The sequence below is a fragment of the Campylobacter canadensis genome (genome assembly GCF_013177655.1).
Taxonomy (GTDB): domain Bacteria; phylum Campylobacterota; class Campylobacteria; order Campylobacterales; family Campylobacteraceae; genus Campylobacter_E; species Campylobacter_E canadensis.
Genome location: NZ_CP035946.1, coordinates 405,973 through 428,601 on the forward strand (window position 1 = coordinate 405,973; position 22,629 = coordinate 428,601).

Genomic DNA, 22,629 nt, shown 5'->3' on the forward strand with positions numbered 1-22,629 from the left:
TCCATAGAATTTTTCTATGGATTATATTTTTTTATAATAAGTACAAGAGCTAGAATACTCCTTTTGCAATGATGAATGCGATGGAACCAAATCAGCATGTCCTGCAAAAAACAAACCATTAAAATTAAGCATTTTAGAAAAATTATCCACAAGGCGAAATTTGTATTCTTCGTTAAAATAAATCATCATATTTCTTGAAAGTATAATATCAAACTTACCAAGCTCTAAAAATTCTTTTGAAAATACATTTACAACTTTAAAAGTTGGAGAAAATAAGTGTTTTTTAATTTTATATTCATCATTTTCTTCATCAAAATATTTATTTATTAAATACGAATCAAGATTATACAAAGAGCGTTTTGAATATGTTGCACTTTTTGCCTTTTGTATTATTTGAGTATTAATATCAATTCCTGTTATATTTAAATTAAAAAGCCCTTCTTCACTTGCAAGCATTAAAATAGAATAAACTTCTTCTCCGCTAGAACAAGGAGCTACTAGAATATTTCTTAAGCTAGGATTAAGTTTTATCATATAAATTAATTCTTTTAATTGTTTTAATTCTCTGTAAAAATATGTTTCACAAACGGTTATTAAATCAAATAATTCTTGCTTTAAATTTTGATTAAAATCTATTTGTCTTTCAAGCTCTTTAAAAGATGAAATATTATTTGAACAAGCAAATTTTATTAATTTTGATGAAATGGTATTTTTTTTAACTTCTAAATCAATTCCGCAAATTATTCTAATTTTATTTATTAAAGAATCAAATTCAGCAGCATTATTTATAAATTCAACACTTTTTTCTTCATTATTTGTATTATTTTTATTTTTATTAAACATATTAAACATTAAAAATCCTTTAAAAAAGAGATTAATTCTTTTTGCATATCTTGTATATTTAATTGTGTTAATTGATTATTAAGCTCGTAAGCTCTTTTTGGCATTCCATACACTATACAAGATTCTTCACTTTCCCCAATACATTTTACACCTTTTTTGTATAACTCAAAAAGCCCTTTAGCCCCATCATCACCAATACCAGTTAGCAAAATTGCCATCATTTTATAATCTCTTGCAATTTTACTAGCGCTTAAAAATAATAAATCTACATTAGGCACAAAGGGAAAAGTACCATTGTTAAACGAGGCTCTTAAATTTAGATTTAATTCTGTATTATGTTGGCAAATATATATTTTATCTTCTAAAAAACAAGGGCTATCAAGTAAAACAACCTCGCTTTTACACTCTTTATTTAATTGATTTGCATAACTTGGTAAAAAATTTGCTTGCATATGTTGAGCAATAATTATGCTTGTATTTTTTAATTCTAAATCTTTTATTAAAAATTTAATTTGAGAAGGTCCGCCTGTGCTAGCACCTATTAAAACTACTTTTTTCATAAATATTTCCTTGTAAAATAAAGCCAATAAAAGGCTGCAAATATAAAAATACTCCCCATAAAAATACTAATATTAGCTAAGCTAATTGCAAGGTTGTTAAACAAATAACCAACTAAAATTGTAAGCAATAGACTAAAGGCAACATAGACCATATCAACATAAGCAATTACTCTTCCATAATATTTTTTATCACAAGAATTTTGTATTTGAGTATAAGTATAAGACCATATTGTGCTAGTGCAAAAACCAGCTACAAGCATTCCAACTAGTGATAAATAAAAAGAAAATTGAAAAATCGCCCATATAATAATGCCAAAGCCTTGTGCTAAATATAAATAAAATAAGCTATTTTTATTAGCAATCTTACTTAAAATAAGTGGTCCAATTACTAAAGAACAAGCCCTAAAGGTATTGCTAAGCCCTATTAACAAAGCTACACTTAAGGTTTGTTTTAAAAAATATACCTTATTTAAATACTCATAACTTGCAAGATAGTTAATTATCGCATCGTAAGTTGTAGCGCCTATAACCCCGTGTAATAACATAAGATGGATTATTTTTTTGTTTAACTTAATGTAAGCAATTCCTTGCAACAACATAATATAAGCTTTTTTAAAGCTTAACTTTTTTGTTTCTTTGTTTAGCTTTAAAAAAAATAGCAAATAAAGCGCAATACAAAAAAGAATACAATCTAAAATAAAAGCAGCCTTAATTCCAAAATAATGGCAAAACACTCCAGCAGCAGCCATTCCCGTTGTATATGATACAGCCCAAATTATTGAAAATAATTCGTTTGCTAGTTTTAATTCTTCCTTAGAAAATATATGCGGAATAACACTCATTTCGGTTTGAAAATAAATACTAGCAACGGTTATTCTTACAAAAATTAAGAAAAATAAAAAATAAATATAACTAGCATCCTTTATAAAAAGTAACAAAAATACAGAAATTAATTCTACAATAACCATTGTCATCATCAGTTTTTTAGAATTGAAATTATCAATTAAAATTCCGCTAAAAGGTGCTAATAATATAGGCGGCAAAAAAGCACACATAACACTAGCACTAATTGCCCAATTTTTTACACTTTTTGATGAAAAGTCTCCCCAATCTACTAGGCTAAAATCAAAACCAATAAGCATAGTATAAACACCAACTTGTGAAAACCATGCACCAAAATAAGTTATAAATTGTACTAAAACTAAAATCGCATAATTTTTATTATTTTTTATTAATTTTGCATAGGATTTAAACATTGTTAAATTCCACTAATACCACAGCCATTGCAATACCAGCATCATGTGAAATGCTAAGGCTTGCATTTTTTATATTAAATTCTTTTATTGTTTTATTGCTAAAGCTAATTAGCGGTTGGCCTAAATTATCTTTACTTAGTAAAACATCTTTAAAAGTACAAGTAGGGCTAATGCCTACACCTAAAGCCTTTAAAGCAGCTTCTTTAGCAGCAAAATAACCCGCTAAAGAATTTGCATTTAATTTTAAATGTTGTATTTCTGTAGTTGATAAGATTTTGTTTATAAAGCTATTTTTAATTTTAGAATTTAAAATTTTTTCAATTCTTTTTACATCAACTACATCACAACCAATTTTCATATAATTTTATTCCGAAATAACAAAGTCCGTAAAATAAAGATTTTTAATAAAACCATCATTTAAATTGTTATTGATTTTATTAATTATTTCTTCTTTTAATCTTTCTTTTCCTTTCGTTGTGCTTATTTCTTCTTTACTTTTTGAGCTAAGAATAGCCAAAATAGCATCTTTTATTACAGGTTTTTTCTTGTCAAGCTCCATTGTTAGAGTTGGTACATTTTGTTCTAATTCTAACCTGCATTTAAGGTATTTATTTCCACCATCGCTATTTAGATTAACGGTAAATGATTCTAATGGATACATAACACCAATTTCACTTGCACTTGCATCTTGCTTTTTCTTGTTGTCTTTTTTGTTTTCTTGTTGGCTTACTTCATCAGTTTTTTCATCATCACCGCCTGAAAAAGCAGCATAAATTACTAAACCACCAAGTGCTAAAACAACAACTAATAAAACACTAACTAGTATTAATACTAAGTTTGAACCTTTTGATTTTTTAACTACTTCTTCTTTTTCTTCTGCCATTGATTAACCTTATTAAATAGAATTTAGCTTCATTCTACAAAAGTATATTTAATTAAGGATAATTTTATGATTAAAAAGGTGTTTTTAGGGCTTGTAGTTTTAGTATTGATTATTATTTGTTTTTTTATTTTTTCAAAAGAAGAAAAAGAAGAATTGGTTAAAATTAAGCCAAGCATACAGGATTTAAAAATAAGTGTTGAAGCAGTTGGCAAGGTTTATACTGATTCTTTGGTTGAGGTTGCAACATTAGCAAACGGAGAGATAAAGGATTTTAGAGTAAAACTAGGAGATAAGTTAAAAAAAGGCGATATTATAGCGATTTTAGATGATGAAACAGAAAAAAATCAATTAGCAAGTGAAGAAAGCAAATTAGTAAATTTGCTTGATGAAAAAAATTCAGCAAATGTAAGTTTAGAAGAAGCAAAAAACAAATTTACTTCTCAAGAAACACTTTATAACAAAGGTGCAAGTTCAAAGGATAGCTATTTGAGTGCAAAGAGTAATTATTATGCTGCAATTGCAAAATTAAGCAGTATAGAAGCATCAATCAAGCAAACAAAAGCAAATATAGCAAGTTATAAAAATAATCTTGATTTAACTGTGGTAAAAGCACCAATTGATGGTGTTGTAATTAGTGTTTATGCGTCTTTGGGTCAAACTATTAACTCAAGAACATCATCTCCAACCCTGATTAAAATGGCAAATTTAGATGAATTAAAAGTAAAAATGCAAATTCCACAAAATGATGTAGCAAAATTAAAAGCAGGGCAGGTCGTAGAATACATACCTTTAAGTGATGGAGCGGTAAAAAAAAGTACTTATTTAAGCAGTGTTGATGATGCAGATGTAACCGTGGTTGCAAATTCTAGCACTGATGGAGCTGTGTATTATTATGCTAGATTTGATGCTTACAATGATAAAGACTTAAAAATAGGTATGGATGTGCAAAATACTATAATTATTCAAGATATTAAAGACGCACTTACAATACCTATTAATTACCTTAGCAAGGATAAGGGTGGATATTATGTAAATATAGCTGATTTAAGCGAGCAAGGATATAAAAAAAGTTATGTAAAATTAGGTTTGAGTGATGATTTTAATATACAAATTTTAAGCGGATTAAATAAAGATGATGAAATTGTTTTATTAAACAAGAGTTTAGGTGCAAGCAATGATAAAGTTAAAATGCGTTAATAAATTTTATGGCAGCACGCAGGTTTTAAAAGATATAAATCTTAGTATTAGTGCAGGAGAATTTGTAATTTTACTTGGAAAAAGTGGAAGTGGCAAATCAACCTTACTTAATATGATAGGTTTAATTGATGAGCCAAATAGTGGAGAGTATTATTTTAAAGATAAGAATTTATATAAATTAAATAAAGAAGAAAAATCAGCTTTTAGGTCTATGAATTTTGGTTTTATCTTTCAAAGATACAATTTAATGCCAAGTTCTAGCGTGCTTGATAATGTTATTTTAAGTGCTTTATATGCTAAAAAAAATAAAGAAGAATCTATAAAAAGAGCTAAAGAATTGTTAAATAATTTAGAATTAGCCGAGCATATTAATAAAAAAGCAGCACATTTAAGTGGTGGTCAGCAACAAAGAGTAAGTGTTGCAAGAGCATTGATTAATAAAGCATCTTTTATCTTAGCTGATGAACCAACAGGAGCCTTAGATAGTTTAAACGGTATTAAACTTATGGAAATTTTAAAAGAGTTAAACGAAAAAGAAGGCGTTGGGGTTATTTTAGTTACTCACGATGAAACTTTATGTAAATATGCAAGTCGTGTAATTAAAATGAAAGATGGAAATATAATTAGCGATGAAATTCTTAAAGAAAAAAGCAAAGTAGAATTTAAAAAAACAGAAGAAAAACCAAGTACATTTAAAGATAAATTCATAGCAAGTTCATCATTTTTCTTACAAAATGTAAGCCTTGCTTTAAATAATCTAATAACCCATAAAATGCGTTCATTTTTAACTATGCTTGGTTTAATAATAGCCACTGCTTCAGTAATTAGCACAATAGCCTTAGGAAATGGCGGAAAAGCCGATGTTTTAGCAGAGATAAGCTTTTTAGGTAATAATCAAATTATAGTACATAAAGGTGCAAGAGATGGAGATAGAAACACAGCAAGATTAAGGGATTTAAAGCTTAGCGATTTAGAGCTTATAAAAAAACTTGATTATGTAAAAGATGTTGGTATAGAAAGTTCTTTTCCTGGTGCTTATGTTACTTATAAAGATAAAGAAATTAATGTTGGAGCTACTGGGGTCTTTGCAAATTTTTTAGAAATTAATAATAAACAAATGCTTGAAGGTAGATTTTTTAATGATGATGAAGAAGCACAAGCTAAAAATATTTGTGTTTTATCTCAAAGTGTAAAAGAAACTCTTTTTAAGAATAATGAAGACCCTATAGGAAAGATAATTTATCTAAAAGGCAAACCTTTAAAGGTAATTGGTGTGATTAAAAAAGATAACCAAGATAGAGATTTTGATATAAAAGTATATCTACCAAACAACACCTTATCTAAAAAGTTTGATGGTAGAAGAGATATTAGACAAATAATAGTACTTGTAAAAGATGGAGTAGATAGTACTTTTGCAGAAAGTAATTTAAAACAAGTTTTAGAAGTAAAAAAAGGTGAGAATTCAATAAGAACATTTAACCTAGATGCCATTAAAAAGACTATTGAAAAAACAGCACAAAAGCTAAGCTTATTAATATTTGGTGTTGCCTTTATTGCAATGATTGTTGGTGGAATTGGGGTTATGAATATTATGCTTGTTGTTGTTAAAGAACGAACAAAAGAAATAGGTATTAAATTAGCCATAGGCGCAAGCCCATCGTACATTAGTACAGGCTTTTTAATAGAAGCAGTTGTTTTATGCTCGGTTGCTGCTATTTTAGGAGTATTATTTTCTTTAGCTATTATTTTTACAATAAACAATCTTAATTTTATTGATATTAATATGATGATAGATTATAAGGCTATTTTATTAGGCTTTTTTTCTTCTGTTATTGTTGGCTTGTTTTTTGGATATTTTCCTGCAAAAAGTGCTTCAAAATTAATTCCTGCACAAGCTTTATCTGATGAATAAATACAATTAAACACAAAAGTCTATTTGTTTTAGCAAGTAGGCTTTTTGCCAACTAGTACTTATTGCAAAATCAATTTATAATAAATTATTTTTACAATTATTTTAGCTGCTAAAAAACTAAATACTAATATAAAATAATTTTTACCAGCAGTACTTAAAAGACATTAGAAATTTTGCTAAAAACACAAAGAATAAAAGCACTTAAAAACTCAAATATTTTGTAAAATATTTTAAGCCTATTTAGTATTACGCTATTTATACATAGCCCAACAAAGCACCTAGCCTAAAAAGTGCGTAATGAAAAAATTAGCCTTAGTGTAAAAATATACAATATAATTATAAAACTTTTAAATATTTATAAGAACTATAAAAATGCTTACTTTTATTGATATTAAACTAAAATACTCTTGTAAATAAAGATTAAAAGATGATAAATATTTTTAATATTAACCAAATAAATATGATTTTAACAAGAATAATTTTTTATTAATTTACTATATATTAATTTTAATACATAAAATATCAGGCTTACTTTATAAGAAATTATAAAGTAATGTTTTAGACAAAACACCTTTTAAAGTAGTTAAATTACAATCTAATATTTTTTATCCCCCAAACCCTCTTTGTTTAGATTGTAATTTACTTTTTCATTTTTTTTCATAGTTTTTGATTTAGAAATATATAGGCTAGGAGAACCTAGCCTATTGTAGTATTTTATTTGAAGTTTAGATTTTTGATATTCTCATCAACTTTTTTCATCTCATCAGTTGGTAAAGATGCAGTTGGATAGTGATGGTCTAGCTTAGCAGGAGCATTAGGAATTTTAGCTTCTTTTGTGAATGTAATTTTTACATTAAATGGAGCTAATTCGTTAGCTAAAGTGCTTTGTCCTTCTCTTGCAATTTCTTTACATTGAGAAATAATTCTCATAAATTCTTGCGGAGAATGAAAACCATAAGAGTTTTCACTAAATGCAACATCCCAGCGAATTTGTGCTTTTCTATGTGCGTATAATGATTTATCTAAAGCTTTTGAAATTGCTTCTTCTCTTGCTTTTTCATCTAAGTTTGCAAATTGTGGTAATTTTGCAAGTTCAGCACGAGCAGTTTTAATATCAGCAATTAAAGCTAAAAGATTGTTTTCACATTTTCTTAATTCATAAGCGTGGCGATTTTGAATAAAGGCAATTCTATCTTTTAACACTTGTTCGCTTTGTGGGTGGCAAGTTTTACAAGAAGCATTTATATCAGCATAAGGAGTTAAGATATTGTGATTTGTAACCTTATTTGCCCCATATCTTTTGTAAGGCATATGACAATCAACGCAAGTTACACCACTTCTATAGTGTAATGAGCTTGAGTACATTTCAGCCTCAGGGTGTTGCATTTTAATAATTTTAGCCTTAGTGTCTTTATTTATAAAATCATAAGGGAATTCGCCATTTGCAAATTTTTCATCATAATATTCATCAAAATTTTCAATCTTAAAGGCTTCATCTTTTTTCCACTTAGTCCAAGGGAAGGTTAAAACGCTATCTTTTCCTTCAAAATAGTATTCAACATGGCATTGCATACAAACATAATTTCTCATTTCTTTTCTGCTACCTTTAATACCGTGTTTTGCATCAGCTTCATAACCTCTTAAAACCATCGCATTAACAAAAGCAGGGCGAGTTACTCTTAAGCTCATATCATCAGGGTTATGGCAATCTGCACAAGTTGAACCCATATGAGAGCCGTGAATTCCTTCACCATAAACGCTTTTTACCTTATCCATTACATCAAAATATGGAATAGAATTCATCTTAGTCCAAGCTTCTTTCATCATTTGTCCGTTTTCTTGAACATCAAAAAATCCCATTGCTTTTTTACTTGATTCTACAGGATTATCTAAGAATAGTCCTTGTAATTTAGAGCTTGAATAAATAGCTTTTAAATAACCAGTGTGGCAATTTACACAAGCACCAGGCTGTCCTTTAAAAGCAGGTAAGCCGTGAGAATTTAAGAATTCTTTGTTATTTCTTTTTGTTTCTAATTGGTCTATTTGTGAATAATAGTGCGTTCTTGGTTTGCTATAATCAACCGCAAAAGCATAACCATTCCAAAATGTCGTAGCAGCAGGCCAGCGAATGATTTTACTATATGGTAAAGAACCACCAAATGGAGTTTGTATATACTCATCTTTCATTTGCAAATAGCCATCAAGTTGTGCAGGGAAATTGCGTCCCCATAAAGCAAAATCAGGCTCATCATCGCTTTGAGCAAAAGTTTTTAAAGGTTGTGTTTTACTCTCGCCTTTATGCTCTGCAATATTTGTATTTAGAGCAAAAAGTCCAACCCCACCAAGTGCAGCTATAACACAGGCAGCTACATAAATTGATTTTGACATATTCTATCTCCTTAATTGTGTAAATGTCCTACACTTGTATGACAGTGTAAGCAGTCAAGTTTTTCGCCATTAAAATTAATCGCATTGTGTGCATAATCTTTGTGACAAGTTGCACAATTATTATTTACATCTTCATGCGTCATTTGTGCTGGCTCTAAATTAGGTGGATTACCTCCTACTGTAAAATAATAGCCGTGCTTTAAGCCGTGATAAGCTTTTTTAGTCCAATAGGCAAAAAAGTCATTTTGAGGTAAATGACAATCTACGCAACCTGCATTAGAGCTATGATCACCTTTAAGCCAAGAATCATATACATCAGTCATAATGTGGCATTTTGCACAGGCTTCTGGTTTATGCGTCATCATTAAAAAGCCATCAGCTATTATAAAAGTATAAATTCCACCACCAAAAACAATCCCGAACAGAATACAACAGGCTAATAAAAGTTTGTTTATTGGTTTTTTCATTTATACACCTTGTAAAAAAAAATTAAGCTTTTATTCTACACTTTTAGCCTTAAAAATACTTGATGGTTATTAATTATTTTTTTTAAATTTGTTTTAAGTAATTTATATTTAAAAAACTATAAAATAAGGATTTTATAAAAAAGGATAATTTTAATATTTTTTAACACTATGTAATTATTTTTCTTTTTAGAAGTATTTTCTTATATAAAAATAAAAAATAATTATCAAAAAATATATTTTATCTAAAAAAATCTATTTGAATTTAAATTTGGAACGGCTTTTGCTTTAAAGTGAAAATATTAAACTTTTAGTTAAAGGATAAATTATGATGAGATCACTTTGGGCTGGCGTTACAGGTATTCAAGCCCACCAAATAGCAATGGATACAGAAGGTAACAATATAGCAAATGTTAATACAGTTGGTTTTAAATATTCAAGAGCAAATTTTAGTGATTTGATTTCTCAAACACAAAAGGTAGCAACAGCACCACAAGGAGAGTTAGGCGGTAAAAACCCAATGCAAGTTGGTTTAGGAACGCAAATTAACTCAATTACAAAAATCTTTAAACAAGGTTCTTTGCAAACAACCGATAAGCAAACAGACTTAGCTATTCAAGGAGATGGATTTTTTGTAGTTAGCCCTGATGGTGGTAAAACTTATAAATATACAAGAAGTGGAGACTTTGTGCGTGATGCAAAAGGTAATTTTGTTGATAATAATGGCTACATAGTTCAAGGTTGGTTAAGAGATGAGCTAACAGGAGCAGTAGATACAACAAGTCCTATTAGAAATATAGTTATTAAACCAGGTCTTACAACTCCTGCAAACCCAACTTCTTATGTTTCAATTAAGGCTAACTTAAACTCAGGTAATAGTGTTGGCGATAAAAAAACACCAATTTACCAATTAGATAGCAACCACGATTGGACTGATGTAAATGGTAATGGCATTAAATCAGACGCAGGTGTGCATAAAGAAAACGATACAGCAGTTAATTCTTTTATTACAAATAGCAATAAAGAATTACGCTTAAATGAGCGTGGCGTTGATATGGGTGTTTTATTTAATAAAGCAGGAGAAAGCTTTGGACTTAGAAAGGGTCAAGGTATTTGGGTTAGCTATGCTGAGGCAAAAACAAAGAATTTAACTTTAGGTAACGGTCCAAACGGTCAGCCAACTATTGATAATGATGGAAAATTCAACACTGCAGCTACATTAAATATTGAAATTAACGGCACAAGAGCAAATGCTACTGTAAATACGGTTGGAGAATTAGCAGCAGCAATTAATGCAGTAACTAGTAAAACAGGGGTTCAAGCAAATATAGTAAATGGTAATCAAATCGTTTTAGTAAATTCAAACAAAGATGGCACAACAGCAAGTATGAAAAACATTATTGTAAAGGCTGCTGATGGAGCTGTTGATACTACAGGTATTTTAAGCAACAATGGTATAGACCATAGTGCTGCACAAGGAAATGGTCAAAATGATAACAATAAAAGTATTGAAGTAATCACAGCTTATCAATACACCTACGACCCAAGCCCAGTAAATACCGAGCATAATCTAAATCCAAGCACAGCAAGAGCTTTTAGAACCACAGAAGATTTAAGAGAGGCTATGCAAAAAGATGCAAGATTGTATGTAAATTACGATGGAAGACAAATTACAACCGCAAATTGGGCAACACAAGGCACAAAAAACGATGGAGTGCAAGTAGAAGTAAATGCAAAGGGAGAATTTGTAATTAAAAATCCAAAAGGTGATGCTTTCAATGAAGATGATGGCGATTTAATTGATATGAGTACAGAAGCAATTTATAATCGTGCAGAAAAATTATGGGAAGAACGAAGAAAAGCAGACCCTGATATAGACGGTTTACCACCAGAATTTGGAGAGCAAACAAATGTGGCTTGGAATGAGCTAACTGATGCACAAAAAGCTATGTATATTGAGGCAAGACCTGAATTAACAACACCTGCAAATTCTAATGATAACGAAGACGATTTTAATATGTATTTAAGCATTAGCAATCTTACAAATCCTGCTAATAATATTAACGAAAATGATAAATTTATGAAAACAATGCAAGGTATGCAAGGTGCTTTAACAAGCGGAGAAAGTACTCGCCAAACTCAAGGATTATATTTAAGCGCTCATTCATCAAGTATTGATATTTATGATTCTTTAGGTACAAAACATTCAATCAAATACGATTTTACAAAAATCGGTTATACAGATGATGGGGGTACTGAATGGGGCATAGTTATTCAAGTGCCAGAACCTTGTGAGATAAATATAAGTGGAGAAGGTCCTAAAAATGTTTTAACAGGTTCAATTAGATTTAATTCCGATGGTTCTTTACAAGGTTATAGCCCTAGCTCTATTTCTTTTACAGCAAATAACGGCTCAACCCCTAATCAAAACATAGATTTTAATTTCGGTAATCCAAATGATTTTGATGGAATTACAAGTTATGATAGAGAAAGTAATACAAGTGGTATTTCTCAAGATGGTTTTAGTGGTGGAGATTTAAGCGGTCTTAGAGTTGATGAGAGTGGTACTATAATTGGTTCATTTACAAATGGTCGTTCTTTTGCTTTAGCTCAAGTTGCTATGGCTACATTTACAAATAATGAAGGTTTAGAAGCAGAAGGCGGTAATGTATTTACTCAAACAAGTAATAGTGGAGAGCCAGTAATTGGTGCTGCTACAACGGGTGGTCGTGGTGCTATTCAAGCTAGTAACCTTGAAATGTCTAACGTGGATTTAAGCCGTTCTTTAACTCAATTAATAGTTGTTCAAAGGGGTTATCAAGCAAACTCAAAAACAATCACAACAAGCGACCAAATGCTAAACACCCTTTTACAATTAAAACAATAATTTTTACTTTCCCTTGTAGCTTTACAAGGGAAAAAGTATCTTTAAAGTTACTTAAATTTACAATATCACTTAACTTTACTAAGCTTAGTTGTAAAAGGAATATAATTTAAATTAATGATAAAGCTTGCTTATGATAAAAAAATAAGAAAAATTTTTAAAAGAATGTTTTTATTTTAGAAGATAAAAAAATAATTAAGCGTATTTTTGAAAGATTTTAAGAAATTAAAAACATATAACCCAAAACCACGCTTTTTGTACTAAAGCGTGGAAGTATTTTAAAAACTTGTTAAATGCAAGTTTTCTGGGTTAAAAAAGTTTAGTCTTAAGTTAAAACTAAGCAATACAAGTTTAAAATACTTTTTAAGTTTTTTGAGATTTGCTTTGCTATAGACTTTTTAAAGTTTGTAGTAAAGCTATGAGCAATACTAAAATAATGATTAATTCATACATTTTATACCGCCTTTCTTACCAAAAAACAAAGTAAAAAAATACTTTTTTCACTTTTAGCTTCAGCAAAAGACACTAGGATTTTAGCACTTTTTACCTTAAAATAAATTTAAATTTATATTAAATTAATTGTTTATTAACTTTTATATGATATAGGGCGTGAAAATACTAAAAGGAATTTAAAACTCATTGCTGCAAATAGCTTTAGTTGTGGAAGTTGATTGCTTTTTTCAAGGAATATAATTTAAATTAATGATAAAATTTGCTTATGATAAAAAAATAAGAAAAATTTTTTAAAAGAATGTTTTTATTTTAGAAGATAAAAAATAATTAAGCGTATTTTTGAAAGATTTTAAGAAAATATAAAACTACACGGCGAGTTTTATTATTTTTAAGCTAAAGCTATTAGCAAAATATAACATACTCCCTTGTATTTATGCGCCGAAAGTATGTGATTAATTAAAATACTTATATAAGTAGCAAAGTGTAGCTAAAATAACCCCACATTTAGCGGGGCTATTTATATTAATTTAATAAACCGTGAATTGCTGCAGAGATAGCAACAAGTCCCATTATTAAAATAAAAATATCAAAAGACTTATTTCTATATTTTTTAAACACATCAAATTTATAAATGCAAAATAAAGGCATTAAAAATAATAAAATAGCTAAAATAGGTCCGCCAATTGATTCAATAATGCCAATAACGCTAGGGTTTTTGTAAGCTACATACCAGCTTATTAAAAAGGTAAAAATTGCTGTTATGCTTTTTGCTAGTTTGCCTTGAATTTTACCAGAACTAGCCTTGTATAAAATACCATTTAAACCTTCGCAAGAGCCTAAATAATGCCCTAAAAAGCTTTTACTCATAGCAACAAGTGCAACTATTGGTGCAACATAAGCTAAGAAAGTAGCTGATGGATATACTTTTGAAATATAGGTTAAAATATTTACATTACTTGCTTTTGCGTTTTGAAAATCTTCAGGGCTTAGTGCAAGTGCGCAAGAAAATACAAAAAACATTACAACAACAACCATCATAATAACACTAGCTGAAATTATCTTTTTAGCCTTTGCTTCTGCAAGTTCGTTGTATTCTTTTTTGCAATGGCAAGCTAAAGAAGAAATTATAGGCGAATGATTAAATGCAAAAACCATAATAGGAATTACTAGCCATAATGTTGTATAAAATTTAGGATTTGTAACGCTAGAAAAATCTACATTATAAAATAAAGCAAGATTCCAATGTGGTATTAAAAATAAAGCGATGATTACTAAAATCGCTATAAATGGAAATACTAAAAAGCTCATAACCTTAGTAATAACATCTTCTCCTAAAACCGATACAAGCATTAAAATAAAAACTATTAAAAAAGAAATAACTAAACGCATAGCTTGAATATTTTGAGCATCAAAATGTAATTGATTTATTAAAAACTCAATTAGTGTAGTTGTAAGATTAGCGCTATAAACTAATAAAATAGGCAAAATTGCAAAAAAGTACAGCACAGTTACTAAAAAACCACCAAATTTTCCAAAATAATCTTGTGCTACCATTGTAATATCGTTGTTTGCATTAGGATTGCTTAAAACAAATCTACATAAATTTCTATGTGCTAAATATGTCATAGGATAGGCAAGCAGTAAAATTACAAGCAAAGGTATTAAGCCGTCTAAACCAGCATTAATAGGTAAAAACAACACCCCCGCACCAATAGCTGTTCCAAATAATGATAAAACCCACTTAAAATCAGTGGTGCTTAATTTTACTTTATTCTTCTCATCTTTCATAAAGCTTCCTTAAAATTAAATTAAAATTATATTTTAATATTTTAAAATTAATTTTTTAGTTATCTTAAGGGCTATTTTTTAGATAATTTTTGATTAATTTTTCTTTATATAAAGATTAATTTTTGCTTGTTAAAAGATTTATTTTTTATCTTTTAACATTTCATAAGCCTGATTAATTTGTCTAAATTTTTCTATGCTTTTTTCGTATTCTTCTTTGCTCATATTTTCTACATTTAGCATATCAGGATGGTATTTTTTTGCTAATCTTCTATAAGCTTTTTTAATCTCATCAGCACTTGCATTAGGGCTTAGCTCAAGCACTTTATAAGGGTCAAAATTACTTTCTTTTGTATAAGAATTTCTTTTATTAAATATTGTATCTTTTATATTTTTAAAGAAAAATTCTTGATTAAAAATAATACTAATTTTATGCACAGCATTAAGTTTATTTTCACTTAAACCATCAATACTAATAAAATAAAAAAACATTTGAATGATATTTTGCTTAGCAAAATCGCTCAAAAAGCATTCATCAATGAAATTCTTTGCTACTTCTTCGTAGTTTTGCGGATTTTCTTTAGCCTTGTTAAAAACGCTTTTTAAATGCTCTCTTGTAATTCCATTAAGTCTATTTTTATTTAGCAAATCGCTTACAAAATTAGCCTCATTTTTTGATACAGCCCCATCAAGTTTTGCTAGTTTTGCTAATAAACTTATTATGTATTCTAGTTGATTTATACCGTTATTTGAATATTGTTTTGCGGAATTAAAATATTGTTCATTTAAAACATTATCCATTTTAAACATTTTAAAAAGCCAAATTGCTAAAACGCCAAAAATGCCTAAAAAAGATGCAAATAAGGTAAGAAATAAAGCAAGTAAGAATTTAAAAATTCTAGGTGCAAAAAGTAATAAAATAATTATAGCAATTAATATATACATAAATTTTCCTTCTTTTAAATTATTTAAAATTCTACTAATAAAAGTTTTCTTAGTCGTAACTAATAATTTTTATTATTTAATAAAATTATTTATTAGTAATTTTGTTTTATAATAATTTTGCAAAAGAAATTCAAAATTAAAGGAGAAAAAATGTCAGTAGAAAAACAACTACTTCAATTACAAGCAGACGCTCATGCGTTTTTTTTAAAATTCCATAACTATCACTGGAATGTAAAAGGATTACAATTTTTTGCACTTCACTCATATACTCAAAGTGCGTATGAAAGTATGGCAGATATTTTTGATGATTGTGCAGAAAGATTATTACAATTAGGTTTTAAAGCCCTTGTATGTCCTAAGGCTTTAATGGATTTAGCAAAAGCTCCAAAAACAGATAAAACTTGCTTTGACGCAGTAGAATTAGTTACATTATTAATTGCTGATTATGAATACTTGCTAAAAGAATTTAAAGCATTAAATGAAGCAAGTGAAAAAGAAGGCGATACAACAACAGCAGCTTATGCTCAAGAAAAAATCGCAGAATATGAAAAATCTTTATGGATGTTAAAAAATACAGGCGTTCAAGCTTGCGATATTAAAAAATAATTTTTTACCCCTTTTTTGTAAGAAGGGGTAATACAAATTACACTTAGTAAGAACTTTTCTTACTAATTTTAAACTCTTTTTAAATAATTCTTAAAAAATTTCATTAAAAATATCTATTTTTTTGTAAAATAAAGTTTGCTTTAAGTTTTCTTTTGATAGTATTTAGCTACATTTTTAAATTATGACAAGGAGAACAAAATGAAATTAGTAAAATTATCTCTTGCAGCAGTAGTTGCAGCAGGTTCATTTTCATTTGCAAACGCAGCAGTGTCTTTAGATGATGCTATTAAAAACGTTGATTTATCAGGATTTTTAAGATACAGATATGATATGACACATGATAAAACAGGTGATGTAAAAAATTCAGGTGCAGCTCACAAATATAGAGCAAAAGTTGGCGTAAGCACAGAAATCGCTGACAATTTTAAAGCAGTAGCAGTTATTGATTACAATAATGGTGATAAATCTTATGGTTCAAAAGCTGGTTTAAATGATGAAGCAAGCTTTAACTTAAGAGATGCTTATTTAGCATACACAAATTATGAAACTACATTCACACTAGGTAGAATGGAAATTGGTTCAATCTGGACTGATGACTTGCTAGGAACAGGATTAAAAGTAGTAAATAACAGCATTGAAGGTTTAACTTTAGCTGCTTATATGTTTGATAACTACAATAAAGATGGTGATTTTTCACTTTACAATGTAGTAAATAATAAAAACCTTTATGGTGTAGCTGCTATTGGTAGTATTGATCCTGTATCATACCAAGTATGGGCTGCTTACTTAGCAGCAAAAGGTACATTCTACGCTGTAGATTTAGCATTTGATGGTGGCGAAGATTTAGCAGGATTAAATGCTCAAGTACAAGTAGCAGGAACAAGCTTAAAAGGTAAGCTTAAAGAAAAACATGGTGTAGATAACGGTTTATTCTATGCAGTAAATGTTGGAGCTAATGTAGCTGGTTTTGATGCTAACGTAGGTTACATTGGTTTTGGTAAAAAAGATAAAACAACTTTCACAGCTATTGAAGATAAAGGACAATTTATTGACGCTGGTGAAATCATCATTGATTCTTATTCAGAAACTTTAGCAGGTTCACACTCTTATGAATTCTTAACATTAGGTTATTCATTTGATGATGTAAGAGTAGGACTTGATGCAGTATTTGGACAAGTAAATAAAGCAGGTGCAAAAACTGATGCATTTGAAATTACTCCAAGAGTAGCTTACAAATATAGCGATAAATTAAAATTCTCAGCTTACTACGCTTTTGCTAATGTAAAACCAAAAGGCGGAGAAAAAACTGAAGCAACAAAAGTTAGATTTGAAGCTAAATACTCATTCTAATTTTATGCAAGGCTAAAAGCCTTGCTTTTTAATATAACAATTATTTATTCAAAGAACTTTTTTAATTCACACAAAAATATAATTTAATTTTTACTTTTAATTCTAAATAAAGTATTGAATATAAAAATCTAGTATAGCGTATTTAAAATATCATATTAATTTCAGTTTGTAATATGCTAAGCAAAAGAAGTAGAAAATTACAAATAAAGGCGAAGAAAATTAAATTTGAAGAAGAGCTTGTCAAAGATGTTTTAGAGATAATCACCGTCTATTTTGCTAAACTTGCTTATAATTGGAATTAACTAAATGTCAAGTGTATTATAAACACATCTTAAGTCGGAAAAATTTACCCCCTTACTATTTAGCCAAAAAGCAGATAGATTTTAAGTTTTGTTTTTAATGCAAATTTCACAAATACAACAAAACATATAAAATAACTGTTAGAAATAATCAATCAGTAGGAATTAATTTAGGGATAAAAGAATTTATTGTTTATCTAAAAACTTATAGATAAAAACACCTAAGCCTTTAAATAAGCTAAATAGATTTTTTACTAAAAGAGCTAGATAACTAAGTAAGAAATAACACGCAAAAACCAGAAGTATATTAAAAAGTCTAATAAACTTACACTCTAAAATTGTAAATATTAGGGCTGATTTTACATAAATTATCAAGTGTAATCATAAGAAATTTTAACTACATAAATACTTAAGAAAAAAATCATAAATTAGCTAAATATTTAAGTGATGTAAGTTTTTGTGAATTTAATATATAACTAGAGTATAAAGCAAAATATCATAAAAAAGAAATTTATGGATTGGATAAATTTTATCCTAGCTTTAAAACTTGCTGTATTGCAAATAAATTAGTAGAATTAGCTCAATTAGAATTTACGCTTATGAGCTTTATTATAATGCAAGATTATTTAGCAATAAATCAAATTATAACCAGCAAGATAGAAATAAGAATACAATAGAAATTTTATTTATAGAATTTTATAGGTTTGTATGAACGATATCATTATAAATAATTCATATAAAAACAAAACATTTTTTACTTGCTAAATCTTGGTTAATTTTTATTATATTATATTTATATGATTTTGTCTTAGCATATTTAATGCTTCTTCGTGGTTTTTTAGTGAAGTTGCTCTTGTTAGCTCTTTATGAACATAAATTTCTGTATTGTTTAAAAAGGCTTTTAGTAAAATAGCATTACTTAAGACGCAAATATCTGTGCATATTCCTATTATTTCTATGCTTAAAATCTCTTTTTCTATGCTTTTTAAATAATTAGCAAGTTCTAAGCTACAAAAAGAATTCTTTTCAAATATTTTTGCATTTTCTTTTAAAAGTTCTTTTGGGATTTGCCAAGCTTTTGAGTTTTTAATACAATGAGTAATTGGCAAATGCTTACCTTCATTTGTGTCTAAATAATCATCATAGTGGGTATCTTGAGTATAGATTACCTCCCCATCAAAAGAAAAAATTTTTTGCTTAGCTGCTTGTATTAGGCTTTTTTCTTTATCACAGGCTAAGGCACCATCTAAAAAATCATTTTGTATATCAATTACAATTAATATTTTCTTCATCAATAGCCTTTAGTATATTTTTGCAACTATGCTTTATTATCATATAAACTTCTTCAAAATTACCGCTATACCAAGGGTCTGGCACATTTTTATAACCTAAATTACAATAAGTACAAAAGCTTTGAATTTTATTTTTGTGTTCTTGAAATCTATTTTGAAGAGTATTAAGTATTTCATCATCTAAGGCAAAAATAATATCATGGTATTTAACATCTTCTAAACTTATTTGCCTGCAAATAAAATTATCGCATTTTATATTGTTTTTTATTAAAAGCTCTTTAGTACCTTTGTGCATATCTTCGCCGATGTGATATGCACTTGTAGCAAAAGAATTTATAATGTGCTTATTTGTCATATCTTTCATTACAAATTCAGCCATCGGTGACCTGCAAATATTACCTAAACAAATAAAGGCTATTTTCATAATTCACACGCTTTTTTAAAGCCTAAAAAACAAGCTCTTTTAAAATAACTTTGTGCTTTTTTGCTATCTTGTTTTACATACTCTTTATCAGCACTTAAGCCATTTTTATATAAATATGCTAGTTTTGAACACGAGTAAGCGTCATTTAAATCACAAGCTTTTTTACTATATTCAAAAACTAAATCTAGTTCATTTTTTGCTTGTAAATTATTTGCCAACATTATACAAGCTTCAGCATCATTTAAATCACAAGCTTTTTTTAAATATTCATCTCCTAAACCAAGCATTCCAGCAGCTTTACAAGCTTTTATATTGTTTAAATTGCATTCTTCAATACTTTGTTTATTAAAATTATTCATAAAAGTATTTAATTTATCAATATAATTTTTTACTTCAAGTAAATTTGCACAACCTACTTCATTAGCTAAAGCACAAGAATGTGCAGAAAAATCAATACTTTGAATATTGTTTGTGTATAAGGCTAAATCATTACAAGCGGCTGCGTAATTATTATTACAAGCTTTTATTAATTCATCGCTTTTTATTTCATTATATTCGTTTTTATAAAGCCAAGCATAGTTTAAACAAGCACTATCGCTATTTTTATCACAAGAATCTTTTAGTAGTTTTTCAGCTTTTTTTATATCTTTATTTGTACCTAAACCCAAATAATATAAATTACCAAGAGCTGCACAAGCATCGTTATTGTTTAAATCACAAGCTTGTTTATAATATTTAAAAGCATACTCATAAGAAGCCTTTGTGCCTAAGCCATCTTCGTTCATTTTACCAAGATAATAGCAAGATAAAGCATCATTTTTTAAGCAAGTTTTTTTAAATTCTTTGTAGGCTTTATCGTATTTTGCACTATTAAAAAGCTCAACATTAGCAAAAGTAAAAGTAAGTAAAATAGACATTAATAATATTTTTTTCATTCGTTTTCCCCTAGATTTTTTGAAAATATATCATAATTTTCTTCATAATCTTTTGTTTGTATGTTAAAAAATCCTAATAAAGATGAAAATAAATTATCTTGAGATAAAGAATAATTTAACTTATCTTTATTTATATAATCATAATTTGTCCATAATAAAGCAGGGATATGTTTTTGTTCATCAGGAGCAATAGAGTATGGAAAACCGTGTAAATACAAACCAGCTTCTCCTAAACTTTCTCCGTGGTCGCTTAAATAAAATAAGCTTTTAACATCAGCTTTGCTTTCTTTTAGAAGTTGTATTAATTGATAAATTATGTAATCTGTGTAATAAATTGTGTTATCGTAAGTATTTATTAGTTCTTCTTTGCTGCATTTTTCAAAATCACTTGTTTTGCAAGTTGGTGTAAATTTTTCAAATTCTTTTGGATATCTAAGATAATAGCTTGGTCCATGCGAACCTTGTAAATGTAGTACTATTAAAAGATTTTTTGCTTTATTGTTATTTAAGCTTTCTTTGGCTTTATCAACTAGCCAATAATCATAATCAAGACTTTGTTGCAACTCTTTTAAGCCATTACAAACACCTTTGCAGCCGCCAGAATTATTATCAAACCAATACACATCAATAAAACGGTTTAATACACTTAAAACATTTTCATATCTTTCTTTTTTGCTAAATTCCTCTCTTTTGCTTATTGAAAACATACAAGGCAAAGAAGTTGCAGTTGCAGTACCGCAAGAATAAAAGTTATTAAAAAAGTATGGACTTTCTTGTTTTGTATAAAAATTTGTATCGTTTTTTGTATATTTGCCTAAAGAATAATTTGCCCATCTTGCAGTTTCCCCTACAACTAGAATGAGAATTTTACTTTTATCATCATCTTTTATTAGAGCATCTTCGCTTATTTTTTCTAGCGGTTTTGATGATTGTAGTTTAAAATCTGCAAGCTTATATGCTGCATAAATTTGGTAAAATGGTACATTATAATATCTTATATTGTCATTTGCTCTTAAAAAAGGCAAAATTGCTCTAGAATTTAAGAAAAATATAACACAAACAATGATTAAAGGTAAAATTATATTTAAAATTTTAACACTAAAAGTATTTTTTTTAACTTTGAATGCAAAAAGAAAAATAATAACAAAGATAAAATTTACACTAAAATAAGCAAACATTTTAAACGATAGTAAGTCTTTAATCTCTCTACTATCAGTAGAAATTACATTATTTAGCATATCAAAATCAATTACAACTGAATAATTATTCATAAAATAATTGCTAGAAATTGCAGCCAAGGTTAAAATTATTGTAAAAATTATTCTAGAAATTTTACATACACATAAGATACTAACCGCAGATAAAATAAGAAAAAAGTACATAAATAATAATGCAAAAATGCTTAAATTATCATCTACTTTATTAATTATAAAGCCAAGCATTGTTTCATTTATGCAAAATAAATATAAACTTAGTAAGAAGTTAAATAAAAAAGCACTGATTTTCATTAGTTTAAACTTTAAATTTTATAGTTGGTTCTGATTTGAATTTACTTTCATATCCATTCATTTGTATATTATCTTGTAACATTGTTTCTAATAGATTATCGTAAAATTCTTTTACACTTATTATGTATTTTGCAAATTCTTTATTTTTTGCATTAAGAGTGTTTAAATTAAATCTTAATTGTTTTAATAAATCATTTATTTCATCACTTAATAATTCTTGCAAACTTACATCAGGCTTTGAGTTTGCAAGAGCAAGCAAGGCCTCATCAAGTTCGCTTTTAGCTTGTAAAAAATTAGCTATTAATTCATTTTTTTCTTTATTTTGCTTATCTAGTCTATCTTTTCTAGCTTTTTTTATATCATCAATACCTTCTTGAGTAAGCTCAATTAATTTTAATAAATATGAATTAGCTAATTTTAGTTTATTTTCTATCATACAAGCTCATCTAATAGTGCTTTTGCACAGTTTTTCATATCTAATTTATATTCACCATTTGCTATCTTTTCAGCTATTTGAGCAGCTTTTGGACTTAAAGATGAAGATTTATTTTCGTTATTATCTTTTACACTTTGAGTTTTATTGTTTTGATTATTAATGTTTATGCTTTGTGCATTTACATAAGATGTATTAATCATCATTTTATC

Annotated in this window: 21 protein-coding genes; 6 read left to right on the top strand and 15 right to left on the bottom strand. The window is 28.0% G+C overall.

The window, feature by feature from the left end; all coding sequences use genetic code 11:
• Positions 1–21 precede the first annotated feature (21 nt).
• The 5 genes from CCANL266_RS01910 to fliL are packed head-to-tail and all read right to left on the bottom strand — an operon-like array spanning position 22 to position 3,542.
• Entirely contained in the window at positions 22–852 is an 831-nt protein-coding gene (locus CCANL266_RS01910) for a CheR family methyltransferase (protein ID WP_172230555.1), read from the bottom strand.
• The gene (locus CCANL266_RS01915) at positions 852–1,403 is read right to left on the bottom strand and encodes a CheB methylesterase domain-containing protein (protein ID WP_172230558.1); all 552 of its coding nucleotides are present in this window, start codon (positions 1,401–1,403) and stop codon (positions 852–854) included. The genes CCANL266_RS01910 and CCANL266_RS01915 overlap by 1 nt, the downstream gene beginning before the upstream one ends.
• The gene (locus CCANL266_RS01920) at positions 1,400–2,659 is read right to left on the bottom strand and encodes an MFS transporter (RefSeq protein ID WP_172230561.1); all 1,260 of its coding nucleotides are present in this window, start codon (positions 2,657–2,659) and stop codon (positions 1,400–1,402) included. Before CCANL266_RS01920 ends, CCANL266_RS01915 begins: the two co-directional genes overlap by 4 nt.
• The gene (gene acpS, locus CCANL266_RS01925; RefSeq protein WP_172230564.1) at positions 2,652–3,017 is read right to left on the bottom strand and encodes a holo-ACP synthase; all 366 of its coding nucleotides are present in this window, start codon (positions 3,015–3,017) and stop codon (positions 2,652–2,654) included. The genes CCANL266_RS01920 and acpS overlap by 8 nt, the downstream gene beginning before the upstream one ends.
• Positions 3,018–3,023: 6 nt before the next feature.
• Positions 3,024–3,542, bottom strand: coding sequence for a flagellar basal body-associated protein FliL (gene fliL, locus CCANL266_RS01930; RefSeq protein WP_172230567.1), 519 nt, complete (start codon positions 3,540–3,542; stop codon positions 3,024–3,026).
• 66 nt (positions 3,543–3,608) lie between these two features.
• Here fliL and CCANL266_RS01935 point away from each other — a divergent pair, with 66 nt between their 5' ends.
• Both CCANL266_RS01935 and CCANL266_RS01940 read left to right on the top strand, forming a co-directional pair.
• Positions 3,609–4,739: an efflux RND transporter periplasmic adaptor subunit gene (locus tag CCANL266_RS01935; RefSeq protein ID WP_172230570.1), complete on the top strand. Its 1,131-nt coding sequence runs from the start codon at positions 3,609–3,611 to the stop codon at positions 4,737–4,739.
• On the top strand, positions 4,717–6,651 hold the full coding sequence (locus CCANL266_RS01940; protein WP_172230573.1) for an ABC transporter permease: 1,935 nt from the start codon (positions 4,717–4,719) through the stop codon (positions 6,649–6,651). Before CCANL266_RS01935 ends, CCANL266_RS01940 begins: the two co-directional genes overlap by 23 nt.
• Positions 6,652–7,365: 714 nt before the next feature.
• Here CCANL266_RS01940 and CCANL266_RS01945 read toward each other — a convergent pair.
• A complete protein-coding gene (locus CCANL266_RS01945) occupies positions 7,366–9,039 on the bottom strand; it encodes an ammonia-forming cytochrome c nitrite reductase subunit c552 (protein ID WP_172230576.1) in 1,674 nt (557 codons plus the stop codon).
• Positions 9,040–9,050: 11 nt separating this feature from the next.
• A complete protein-coding gene (locus CCANL266_RS01950; RefSeq protein ID WP_172230579.1) occupies positions 9,051–9,506 on the bottom strand; it encodes a NapC/NirT family cytochrome c in 456 nt (151 codons plus the stop codon).
• Positions 9,507–9,831: 325 nt separating this feature from the next.
• Here CCANL266_RS01950 and flgE point away from each other — a divergent pair, with 325 nt between their 5' ends.
• A complete protein-coding gene (gene flgE / locus CCANL266_RS01955; protein WP_172230582.1) occupies positions 9,832–12,390 on the top strand; it encodes a flagellar hook protein FlgE in 2,559 nt (852 codons plus the stop codon).
• Between the two features lie 972 nt (positions 12,391–13,362).
• Here the strand turns inward: flgE and CCANL266_RS01960 are convergent.
• Together CCANL266_RS01960 and CCANL266_RS09650 are read right to left on the bottom strand one after the other, a co-directional pair.
• Positions 13,363–14,628 carry an SLC5/6 family protein gene (locus CCANL266_RS01960; protein ID WP_172230585.1) on the bottom strand — a complete coding sequence of 422 codons (1,266 nt, stop codon included), beginning with the start codon at positions 14,626–14,628 and terminating at the stop codon, positions 13,363–13,365.
• Between the two features lie 138 nt (positions 14,629–14,766).
• On the bottom strand, positions 14,767–15,570 hold the full coding sequence (locus tag CCANL266_RS09650; protein ID WP_172230588.1) for a J domain-containing protein: 804 nt from the start codon (positions 15,568–15,570) through the stop codon (positions 14,767–14,769).
• 150 nt (positions 15,571–15,720) lie between these two features.
• On the opposite strand from CCANL266_RS09650, the gene CCANL266_RS01970 reads away from it, so the two are divergent.
• The 3 genes from CCANL266_RS01970 (at position 15,721) to CCANL266_RS09525 (ending at position 18,502) form a co-directional block, all read left to right on the top strand.
• Entirely contained in the window at positions 15,721–16,176 is a 456-nt protein-coding gene (locus CCANL266_RS01970; RefSeq protein ID WP_172230591.1) for a Dps family protein, read from the top strand.
• A 198-nt stretch (positions 16,177–16,374) separates the two neighbouring features.
• Entirely contained in the window at positions 16,375–17,526 is a 1,152-nt protein-coding gene (locus CCANL266_RS01975) for a major outer membrane protein (protein ID WP_172230594.1), read from the top strand.
• An 817-nt stretch (positions 17,527–18,343) separates the two neighbouring features.
• Complete coding sequence (locus tag CCANL266_RS09525) at positions 18,344–18,502, top strand: hypothetical protein (protein WP_224315925.1); 159 nt, start codon at positions 18,344–18,346, stop codon at positions 18,500–18,502.
• Positions 18,503–18,607: 105 nt separating this feature from the next.
• Here the strand turns inward: CCANL266_RS09525 and CCANL266_RS01985 are convergent, their stop codons facing one another.
• Genes CCANL266_RS01985 through CCANL266_RS02010 form a run of 6 tightly spaced genes read right to left on the bottom strand, consistent with a single transcriptional unit; the run spans position 18,608 to position 22,623 of the window.
• A complete protein-coding gene (locus tag CCANL266_RS01985; protein ID WP_172230597.1) occupies positions 18,608–19,117 on the bottom strand; it encodes a cysteine hydrolase family protein in 510 nt (169 codons plus the stop codon).
• Complete coding sequence (locus CCANL266_RS01990) at positions 19,092–19,541, bottom strand: low molecular weight protein-tyrosine-phosphatase (protein ID WP_172230600.1); 450 nt, start codon at positions 19,539–19,541, stop codon at positions 19,092–19,094. The genes CCANL266_RS01985 and CCANL266_RS01990 overlap by 26 nt, the downstream gene beginning before the upstream one ends.
• On the bottom strand, positions 19,538–20,476 hold the full coding sequence (locus CCANL266_RS01995) for a tetratricopeptide repeat protein (protein WP_172230603.1): 939 nt from the start codon (positions 20,474–20,476) through the stop codon (positions 19,538–19,540). The genes CCANL266_RS01990 and CCANL266_RS01995 overlap by 4 nt, the downstream gene beginning before the upstream one ends.
• Positions 20,473–21,984, bottom strand: a complete 1,512-nt coding sequence (locus CCANL266_RS02000; RefSeq protein WP_172230606.1) for a phosphoethanolamine transferase — start codon at positions 21,982–21,984, stop codon at positions 20,473–20,475. The genes CCANL266_RS01995 and CCANL266_RS02000 overlap by 4 nt, the downstream gene beginning before the upstream one ends.
• A gap of 4 nt (positions 21,985–21,988) precedes the next feature.
• Positions 21,989–22,420: a flagellar protein FlgN gene (locus tag CCANL266_RS02005; RefSeq protein ID WP_172230609.1), complete on the bottom strand. Its 432-nt coding sequence runs from the start codon at positions 22,418–22,420 to the stop codon at positions 21,989–21,991.
• On the bottom strand, positions 22,417–22,623 hold the full coding sequence (locus CCANL266_RS02010) for a flagellar biosynthesis anti-sigma factor FlgM (protein WP_172230612.1): 207 nt from the start codon (positions 22,621–22,623) through the stop codon (positions 22,417–22,419). The genes CCANL266_RS02005 and CCANL266_RS02010 overlap by 4 nt, the downstream gene beginning before the upstream one ends.
• Positions 22,624–22,629 lie beyond the last annotated feature (6 nt).

Excerpts from the sequence above, each read along its gene's own strand:
- CCANL266_RS01910 (WP_172230555.1), bottom strand. The coding sequence starts at position 852 with ATGTTTAATATGTTTAATAAAAATAAAAATAATACAAATAATGAAGAA.
- CCANL266_RS01915 (WP_172230558.1), bottom strand. The coding sequence starts at position 1,403 with ATGAAAAAAGTAGTTTTAATAGGTGCTAGCACAGGCGGACCTTCTCAA.
- CCANL266_RS01920 (WP_172230561.1), bottom strand. The coding sequence starts at position 2,659 with ATGTTTAAATCCTATGCAAAATTAATAAAAAATAATAAAAATTATGCG.
- acpS (WP_172230564.1), bottom strand. The coding sequence starts at position 3,017 with ATGAAAATTGGTTGTGATGTAGTTGATGTAAAAAGAATTGAAAAAATT.
- fliL (WP_172230567.1), bottom strand. The coding sequence starts at position 3,542 with ATGGCAGAAGAAAAAGAAGAAGTAGTTAAAAAATCAAAAGGTTCAAAC.
- CCANL266_RS01935 (WP_172230570.1), top strand. The coding sequence starts at position 3,609 with ATGATTAAAAAGGTGTTTTTAGGGCTTGTAGTTTTAGTATTGATTATT.
- CCANL266_RS01940 (WP_172230573.1), top strand. The coding sequence starts at position 4,717 with ATGATAAAGTTAAAATGCGTTAATAAATTTTATGGCAGCACGCAGGTT.
- CCANL266_RS01945 (WP_172230576.1), bottom strand. The coding sequence starts at position 9,039 with ATGTCAAAATCAATTTATGTAGCTGCCTGTGTTATAGCTGCACTTGGT.
- CCANL266_RS01950 (WP_172230579.1), bottom strand. The coding sequence starts at position 9,506 with ATGAAAAAACCAATAAACAAACTTTTATTAGCCTGTTGTATTCTGTTC.
- flgE (WP_172230582.1), top strand. The coding sequence starts at position 9,832 with ATGATGAGATCACTTTGGGCTGGCGTTACAGGTATTCAAGCCCACCAA.
- CCANL266_RS01960 (WP_172230585.1), bottom strand. The coding sequence starts at position 14,628 with ATGAAAGATGAGAAGAATAAAGTAAAATTAAGCACCACTGATTTTAAG.
- CCANL266_RS09650 (WP_172230588.1), bottom strand. The coding sequence starts at position 15,570 with ATGTATATATTAATTGCTATAATTATTTTATTACTTTTTGCACCTAGA.
- CCANL266_RS01970 (WP_172230591.1), top strand. The coding sequence starts at position 15,721 with ATGTCAGTAGAAAAACAACTACTTCAATTACAAGCAGACGCTCATGCG.
- CCANL266_RS01975 (WP_172230594.1), top strand. The coding sequence starts at position 16,375 with ATGAAATTAGTAAAATTATCTCTTGCAGCAGTAGTTGCAGCAGGTTCA.
- CCANL266_RS01985 (WP_172230597.1), bottom strand. The coding sequence starts at position 19,117 with ATGAAGAAAATATTAATTGTAATTGATATACAAAATGATTTTTTAGAT.
- CCANL266_RS01990 (WP_172230600.1), bottom strand. The coding sequence starts at position 19,541 with ATGAAAATAGCCTTTATTTGTTTAGGTAATATTTGCAGGTCACCGATG.
- CCANL266_RS01995 (WP_172230603.1), bottom strand. The coding sequence starts at position 20,476 with ATGAAAAAAATATTATTAATGTCTATTTTACTTACTTTTACTTTTGCT.
- CCANL266_RS02000 (WP_172230606.1), bottom strand. The coding sequence starts at position 21,984 with ATGAAAATCAGTGCTTTTTTATTTAACTTCTTACTAAGTTTATATTTA.
- CCANL266_RS02005 (WP_172230609.1), bottom strand. The coding sequence starts at position 22,420 with ATGATAGAAAATAAACTAAAATTAGCTAATTCATATTTATTAAAATTA.
- CCANL266_RS02010 (WP_172230612.1), bottom strand. The coding sequence starts at position 22,623 with ATGATGATTAATACATCTTATGTAAATGCACAAAGCATAAACATTAAT.